Origin of the sequence: Pseudomonas sp. PS01297 (assembly GCF_029959305.1) — a bacterium.
GTDB lineage: Bacteria > Pseudomonadota > Gammaproteobacteria > Pseudomonadales > Pseudomonadaceae > Aquipseudomonas > Aquipseudomonas helleri.
The window spans coordinates 258,592-266,153 of the sequence record NZ_JASCPQ010000001.1 but is presented as its reverse complement, the minus strand read 5'-3'; the positions used below and the strand labels follow the sequence as shown (position 1 = coordinate 266,153).

9 protein-coding genes are annotated in these 7,562 nt (G+C 59.9%); 5 read left to right on the top strand and 4 right to left on the bottom strand.

The window, feature by feature from the left end:
• Positions 1-89: 89 nt before the first annotated feature.
• The 3 genes from QMX84_RS00970 to QMX84_RS00960 are packed head-to-tail and all read right to left on the bottom strand — an operon-like array spanning position 90 to position 2,628.
• Positions 90-1,307 (bottom strand): pyridoxal phosphate-dependent aminotransferase, encoded by a 1,218-nt coding sequence (locus tag QMX84_RS00970; RefSeq protein ID WP_282362874.1) that lies wholly within the window; start codon positions 1,305-1,307, stop codon positions 90-92.
• The gene (locus tag QMX84_RS00965; RefSeq protein WP_153432916.1) at positions 1,304-1,963 is read right to left on the bottom strand and encodes an RraA family protein; all 660 of its coding nucleotides are present in this window, start codon (positions 1,961-1,963) and stop codon (positions 1,304-1,306) included. The genes QMX84_RS00970 and QMX84_RS00965 overlap by 4 nt, the downstream gene beginning before the upstream one ends.
• On the bottom strand, positions 1,960-2,628 hold the full coding sequence (locus QMX84_RS00960) for an RraA family protein (protein WP_153355596.1): 669 nt from the start codon (positions 2,626-2,628) through the stop codon (positions 1,960-1,962). Before QMX84_RS00960 ends, QMX84_RS00965 begins: the two co-directional genes overlap by 4 nt.
• A gap of 106 nt (positions 2,629-2,734) precedes the next feature.
• Between QMX84_RS00960 and QMX84_RS00955 the strand changes: the two genes are divergently transcribed.
• On the top strand, positions 2,735-3,628 hold the full coding sequence (locus QMX84_RS00955) for a LysR family transcriptional regulator (protein ID WP_153355594.1): 894 nt from the start codon (positions 2,735-2,737) through the stop codon (positions 3,626-3,628).
• A 176-nt stretch (positions 3,629-3,804) separates the two neighbouring features.
• Positions 3,805-4,557 carry an alpha/beta hydrolase gene (locus QMX84_RS00950; protein WP_282362880.1) on the top strand — a complete coding sequence of 251 codons (753 nt, stop codon included), beginning with the start codon at positions 3,805-3,807 and terminating at the stop codon, positions 4,555-4,557.
• A 12-nt stretch (positions 4,558-4,569) separates the two neighbouring features.
• Here QMX84_RS00950 and QMX84_RS00945 read toward each other — a convergent pair whose 3' ends face one another.
• Entirely contained in the window at positions 4,570-4,881 is a 312-nt protein-coding gene (locus tag QMX84_RS00945) for a hypothetical protein (protein WP_153332557.1), read from the bottom strand.
• A 250-nt stretch (positions 4,882-5,131) separates the two neighbouring features.
• On the opposite strand from QMX84_RS00945, the gene QMX84_RS00940 reads away from it, so the two are divergent.
• Genes QMX84_RS00940 through QMX84_RS00930 form a run of 3 tightly spaced genes read left to right on the top strand, consistent with a single transcriptional unit; the run spans position 5,132 to position 7,261 of the window.
• Positions 5,132-5,752: an STN domain-containing protein gene (locus QMX84_RS00940; protein ID WP_048372109.1), complete on the top strand. Its 621-nt coding sequence runs from the start codon at positions 5,132-5,134 to the stop codon at positions 5,750-5,752.
• On the top strand, positions 5,749-6,294 hold the full coding sequence (locus QMX84_RS00935; protein ID WP_153332553.1) for an RNA polymerase sigma factor: 546 nt from the start codon (positions 5,749-5,751) through the stop codon (positions 6,292-6,294). Before QMX84_RS00940 ends, QMX84_RS00935 begins: the two co-directional genes overlap by 4 nt.
• A gap of 37 nt (positions 6,295-6,331) precedes the next feature.
• The gene (locus QMX84_RS00930; protein WP_262125954.1) at positions 6,332-7,261 is read left to right on the top strand and encodes a FecR domain-containing protein; all 930 of its coding nucleotides are present in this window, start codon (positions 6,332-6,334) and stop codon (positions 7,259-7,261) included.
• The last annotated feature ends 301 nt before the right edge of the window (positions 7,262-7,562 follow it).

Genomic DNA, 7,562 nt, shown 5'->3' with positions numbered 1-7,562 from the left:
GGGCTTGCTCGCGATTGGACCGACGCGGTGTAACAGTTACATCGTGTTGCCCGTATCGCGAGCAAGCCCGCTCCCACAAAAAGGGTTATCTAGTCACTGACAGCGTCGCAAAACTTGCGAATCGCTTCGCAGGCGGTCAGCAACGACGCCTCATCCAGTGCATAGGCAATGCGGATGTAAGGCGCCAGGCCAAACGCGCTGCCCGGCACCACCGCCACATTGGCTTCGTCGAGCAGAGCATGGGCGACGTCTTCGTCGGTGTGCAACACGCGCCCACCGGCAGACGTTCTGCCAAGCAGCCCCGCACAGTTGGCAAACACGTAAAACGCACCTGCCGGTGTGGCGCATTCCAGTCCGGGTGTCGCGTTCAACTGTTCGACCAGCAAATCCCGTCGGCCCTGGAACGCGGCCCGGCTCTGCCCGATGAAATCCTTGGGACCCTCCAATGCCGCCAGCGCCGCTTGTTGCGAAACAGAGCAGGCTCCGGAGGTCTGCTGGCCTTGGAGTTTTTCCATGGCCTCCAGCAACCAGCGTGGCCCGGTGGCAAAACCAATGCGCCAGCCCGTCATGGCGTAGGCCTTGGAAACGCCATTCATGGTCAAGGTTCTGGCGGCCAGACGCGGTTCAACCTGAGCCAAGGTGAAGAACGCCTGGTCATCGAAAATCAGATGCTCGTAGATGTCGTCGGCCAGGATCAGCACATGCGGGTGGGCCAGCAGTACCTCGGCCAGCGCTTGCAGCTCCGCCCGGCTGTACACCGCGCCGGTCGGGTTGGACGGCGAGTTGAGGATCAACCAGCGGGTGTGCGGCGTGATTGCCGCGGCGAGCAAGGCCGGAGTCAATTTGAACTCGGCATCACAAGTGACGATACGGGCTTCGCCGCCGCACAACTGAACCATCTCTGGGTAACTGACCCAGTAGGGCGCGGGTACGATGACTTCGTCACCTTCGTTCAAGGTGGCCGCCAGGGCGTTGTAGATCACTTGCTTGCCGCCGCTGCACACCAGGGTGTCAGCCCAGGTCACGGGCAGGCCGTTCTCACGGCGGAACTTGGCCGCAACGGCTTCGCGTAATGAACGCACGCCCGCCACCTGTGTGTAACGGGTATGGCCCGCCTCGATGGCCTGGATGGCAGCGGCGCGCACATGCGCCGGGGTGTCGAAGTCCGGCTCGCCTGCGCACAGCGAGATGATCGTCGCCCCTTGCGCCCGGCGTTCTGCCACGCGGTCCATGATCCGGTAAGTAGCCGAAGGTTGGGCGCTGGCCAGTCGCTGGTTCAGGCGCTGGATGTCAGTACTGAGGCTCATCCGTGCTTACTCTGCAAGTGGTGATAGCCCAGCGCCGCGCGGGCGTCTTTCAAGGATTTGCCCTGAGCGATCTGCTGGCGGATTTCGGCTTCTACCGATTCGATCTGACGGGCGCACGCGGCAACTTCTGCGGCGCGGGCACGCGGCACGATGACCACGCCGTTGGCGTCGGCCACGACGATGTCGCGGGCGCACACACGGGCGCTGCCGATGGACACGGGCTGATTCACCGACTGCACTTGCACGCGGTCTTTGCCGGTGCGCATAAAACGCCCTTTGCTGAACACCGGGTAGCCGTCATGCAAGGCTTTGCTGACATCCCGGCAAACCCCGTCGATGACCGTGGCGGCGATGGCCCGGCTGCCTGCGTACTGGGTCATGATGTCGCCCCAGACCGTGCAGTCGGTGCGCCCGCCGTTATCGATCACCACCACGTCGCCGGGGGCTACGTCATCAATAAAGTCGCCCACCGTCCCCGGCGGAACGCTGGCCGAAACGTATTGCACGGTGAATGCAGGCCCCACAACCACCTGGGTGTAGTTGGCCAGGGGGGCGATGCCCAGGCACTGGCCGGGCAAGCCGAGTTTGTCCAGGGCATCAGAGACGCCGGGGGTGTCCAGCCCTTCAAACAGGGCGACCAACTGCTGATCATTCATTGTGCGTGCTCCGCATTGATGGCATCGAACTGACTGTCGTGCATGACCTCGGCCACTGAACGGCCCGCGCGAATGGCATCGACCATGGCGTTTTGGCGGCGGGTGATGCGCTCGCCGATCGTCACAACCTGCTCAATGGCGGCTTGAGGCACAAACACCGTGCCGCAGTTGTCGGCGATCACGTAGTCGTCTTCACTGACCTCGACGCCTGCGACCGTGATCGTCACCGCCGAGTCGATCTGCACCACCCGGTTGCGTGCGCTGATCATGGTTACGCCACGGCCAAACACCGGGTAACCAATGGACGCGTTGCCGTCGATGTCACGGCTGAAGCCGTCAATCACCGTGCCGCGCACACGTTTGCTGACAGCGGCATTGGCCAGGGTGTCGCCCCAGCACGAGATGCCCTCAAGGCCTCCGGCGATCACCAGCACCCGGTCATCGCTGTCGATACGTTCAACCACCGGGGTGATCAGGTGCACGGTGGGCAGGTTGTCGCCTTTGGGGCCGAGCAGCACGGTGCTGGCGCGGCCGACGATTTTGGGGCAGTTCCACAAGGGCCGCAGGCCAGCGGTAGCGCCTTTGATGCCAAGGAAATCGAGGGCATCAGACACCGTGTTGGTGTCCAATGCGGCCAAACGGTCAAGCAAGCAGGGGGGCTTCATGGGGGGAACCTCGGTGGTGACGAAGGCGCCCAGTGTCGAGGAGTGTGTTTGATAGGTATATTACGAATCAAATAAGCGTTAGATACGCCAAACCTATGGATAAGCCATGATCAATTTCCGTCTGATCCGTCACCTCTGGTTGTTCCTCGCAGTGGCTGAAGAGCAAAACTTCGGCCGCGCCGCCAAGCGCCTGGGCATGTCGCAACCGCCCTTAAGCGAGCAGATTCAGGTGCTTGAGCAAGCGCTTAAGGTCAAGTTGTTTGATCGCTCCAGGCGCGGTGCAAAATTGACCCCCGTGGGCGCAGCGATCCTGCCGGCGGTACGTAAATTTGCCGAGCAACTGGAGCGTCTGGAATTGGCCGTTGAAGAAGCCGTGGCCGGGCAGTCGGGGGTTCTGACCATTGGGGCAATTTCTACGGCGATGTTCGATGTACTGCCGGGCTTGATTGAACAATTGAAAAACGACTACCCGCACCTGACCGTCTCGGTGCGTGAAATCGACAGTGTTGAAGCCGTACCGGCCCTCGAAACGTCAGACATTGACCTGGCGTTTGCCCGTCTGGACGGTGACTTGGGCGCGTCGATCAGGTCGTTGCCATTGCTCGAAGACCGACTGATGGTGGCGATGGCCGCGGATCACCCCTTGGCTTCGCGCAGTCGGATAAACCTGTCCAGCCTGGCCAATGAGTCGTTGGTGATGTTCTCGCGCAAAGTCAGCCCGGTGTATTTCGACAATCTGATCGCCACCTGCAAGGCCAGCGGTTTTTCGCCACGGGTGTTGCACGAAGTACGCTCGGTGGCGTCACAAATTGCCTTTGTCAGTTATGGGCAGGGCATTGCGCTGGTTCCGGCGTCCTTGAAAAAGCTGGCCCCGGCCAATGTGGTGTTTCGCCCGTTGAGCCAGAAGCTCAATGTGGTGACCACCGCGGTGGCCTGGAATGCCGAGCGTGCCAATCCGCTGATCGATGAAATCATTGCCAGATTCCGCGACAAGGTATGAATCCGGGTCTGTGGTTTTGATAGGTTTGGCCTATAAAAACCTAACGGAATAAGGAATGTACAGCCGCAGCAATTGCCCCGACATTGGCGCTTTGTTTTTTGTACCAGAGGTTTTACGTGCCAACCCTTGCCAGCTTTACCCACCACCAGTTGCCGCTCAGCGTTCAGGGCGTGCCGATGAATGTCGCCGCCATCCACCGCGAAGGCCATTTGGCCCCGATTGTGTTCCTGCATGGTTTTGGCTCGACCAAAGAAGACTACGCAGACATTGCCCTGCAGCCAGCGTTCGCCGGCCATCCATTCCTGGCCTTCGATGCCCCTGGGTGTGGTGAAACCTGCTGCGATGACCTGTCGCGGGTCAGCATTCCATTCCAGTTACAAACCGCCCTTCAGGTAATGGAACATTTCGGTATTGAGCGCTTTCACGTGGTCGGCCATTCCATGGGCGGGCTGAATGCGCTGTTACTGGCCCACCAGTACCCTGAGCGGGTGCTGAGCTTTGTCGATATAGAAGGCAATATTGCCCCCGAAGATTGTTTTCTCAGCCGCCAGATCGTGGATTACCCGGCCCAGGACCCGCAGGCGTTTTTCAATGCCTTTATCGAACGCACCCGCCAGGTACCGGCATTTGCCAGCGCGCTTTATTCAGCAAGCTTGCGCCACAAGGTACGAGCTGAGGCGGTGCGCGGGATATTCGAGTCGATAGTCGATTTGTCTGATAACGCCGACCTGATGGGCAAATTCCTCAGTCTGAGTTGCCCGCGCCTGTTTATGTATGGCGAACAGAACGCCTCGTTGTCGTACCTGTCATCCATTCAACGTGCGGGCGTGCAACTGGCGCAGATACCGGCCTGCGGACACTTCCCCATGTACTCCAACCCGACCGAAATGTGGCGACGGATCGCCGGGTTCTACGCGCAACATTCGTAAGCGCTTAACCCCTCAAGGCCGCTGCGGCTTTACCGACGTACCAAAGGTATTGCCCATGCGTACGCTGGTGGCTGCAGGGGTCGACAGCCCGATCTGATTCGGTTGGCGCTTGTCCACCGGCACCTGTTGGGCTTCGGCGTTTTTCTGTGCAGCTTTGTCGGCGTTCTGGCCCGTGCCCAACTGCTGGCTCAAACAGTCGTAGTCCGGCGAGCGGTAACCATCCACTTTCACTTCAGTGCAGCCTTTGGTCGCGTCTTCAGCGTGGGCTACCAGAGGCAACGCAGCACACAAAAAAACACCGGCGAGGGCGGGGAGCAGTTTCATCGGGGTCTCCATGCGGGCCCGAGGAATGAGGGCCGCTATCAGAGCGAAGTCTAGAGCAGGCTGTGTGACAGTCGTGCGATGTTTTTTTGCCATCACTGTAACGTCAGTTTCATAAACGCGCTTCAGGATGACGGTTTTCTAGGGCGCGCAAGCAGTGCAGCGAAGCGGAGCAAAGGGCGAGCGCAGGGCTTGGACTCACGCAGCAAGTTGCCTGGCATTGCTGTGGGTGTTGCTGTGGGCACCGCCCGCAATGACGGCAGAGGCCACGCCGCTGCTGGAAATGGACCTGCCCGCGCAAAACCTTGAGCAAGCGTTGCAAGCGTTCAGCCAGGCCACCGGCATGGCCGTGCTGGTGGACCGGGAACTGACCCGCGGGCGGCGTTCAATCGGCGTGCATGGCCGTTACACCGCCCAGCAGGCATTGGGTGTTTTACTGACAGGGAGTGGTCTGATGGCTCGATACGCCAGCAGCGACGCGTTTACCTTGCAAGTGCCTGAAGTCAGTCGCCAGGTTGAGCCGCACGGCGCCAAGGGCAGGGCGGCTGCGGCGCGGATCAACAACAGCTACGCCGCAGCTTTGCAAACGGCCATTGAGCGCAGCTTGTGCGCTTCACCCCTGACCCGTCCCGGCACCTTTCGTGCGCTGGTGCAGGTATGGGTAAATCGTGAAGGTTTGATCGAACACAGCCGGCTGGTCAGCACCACCGGTGATGTACAACGCGATGAAGCATTGGTTCGCAGCCTGGGCGCCACCCGTGTCAATCGACCGGCTCCCAGCTCACTGCGCTCACCGGTGACTTTACTTTTGATGCCTGAAACCGCAGGAACACGCATGGAATGTACAGCAGGGAAAGGAGCCTCGGGGTCATGAAAAATTCCGGGCAGAGTACGATGGTCAGCTTGTTTCTGGCGTCTTACGAGGACTTCAAGGTGCGTTTGCGCAAGCGCCTGGGTTCTGAAGACCTGGCCAGCGATGTGCTGCACGAGACCTATTTGCGGGTAGACCGCATGGAGGTGCCGCCCAACCTGTTGCAACCCAACGCCTACCTGTACCGCATGGCCCTCAATATTGCGGCTGATCGCCGTCAGGCCGATGCGCGCCTGCTGACCGGCAGTGAAATCGAAGACCTGTTGCAACCCAGCGATGAAGCCCTTGACCCTTCACGGGTGGTCGGCGGCCAAAAAGAAATCCAGAGCCTGGTCAAAGCCCTCTATGCGCTGCCACCGCGCCAGCGCAAAATCCTCCTCGCGGCACGTGTCGAAGAAGCCCCGCACCTGGAAATTGCCAAGCGCTACGGTATCTCAACGCGCATGGTTGAAAAGGAAATCAAGGCGGCTTTAGGCTTTTGTGCGCAGCGCCTCGAAAGAAAAGTCATTCAGCGGTTCGGTCCCGGGGCCGGAAAACCGTCTTAAGTAATGAGTCCCTGATAATCCGTGAGAATTGACGCGCTTGAACATTTTTAGCTTCCCCGCTTCCCGGGATCGGTCAAACAGCCAGCTTCAGACTGAAGCCCGGGACTGGCTGATCCTGCTGACCTCCGGCCAGGCCACGGTTGCTGATGCCAAGGCCCTGAAAAACTGGTGCGCACAGAGCCCCGAGCACGCCCAGGCATTTGAACAGGCGAAGGTGCTGTGGCAACAGATGGCGCCTGCCGCCGCCCAAGTCCAGCAGCCGCCACGGCATTTTGGCCGCCGTGCATTTCTGGGCGCGGCCATTGCTGCTTCGGCGGCGGTGGTCATGGTGCGGGTCGGTGTGCCGGGTGGTTTTGACGGGCTGACCGCTGACTACCGCACAGCGGTCGGAGAGCAGCGCGGGGTGGATCTGAGTGAAGGTGTTCGTCTTGAACTCAACACTCAGACCCGCGTCAGCCAGCGCGACCAGGGCATCGAATTGCTGGAAGGCGAAGTGGAGGTGCTGGCCAACGCTGCACAACCGCTCAAGGTACAGGCGGGCAAGGGCTGGCTGAGTGCTGCGCAGGCGCGTTTTAACGTACGCAACACTGACCACAGCGTCTGCGTGACGTGCCTGGACGGCTCCGTTGCAGTGCAGGTTAACGGGCACAACCTGCGTCTGGACAGTGGCCGTCAACTGACCTACACCGCGACCCAAGTTGACGAGCCTGTGGCGGTTGATACCCAAGCGGTGACTGCCTGGCGCGAACAGGTATTGGTGTTCAACAACGCGACGTTGGCGCACATGGTCAACGAGATCAACCGCTACCGCCCCGGCATGCTGGTGTTGCTCAACACTGAACTGGGAAAACGGCGCGTGCAGGCACGCTTCAGCCTGCAACAACTGCCAGGTGTAGCCGTAATGATCCGCGATGCCTACGGCGCCAAATGCACCGAACTGCCGGGTGGCGTGGTGTTGTTGAGTTAATTCCTACACCTTGAGGTGCTCCCGAGGTACGAAGGCTGCGATCTTTTAAAATCTTCGGCAGTTCTTATCAAGCACAAGCTAAGTCATTGATTCTAAGAGCTATGTAGGAGCGAGCTTGCCTCGCGATCTTTTGATCTTGATTTAAGAGCTCCGTTAAACCACGCTGGCCGATCGCAGCCTTCGTACCTCGTCAGCGACTACAGTCGCCTGTTTACTGCGCCATGCTTGGCCTGAACCTGAGCACCGTATCGACGCCGCAGCAACAGCGTTGTTTATGAACTTTCAATGACAATGGTTCAGT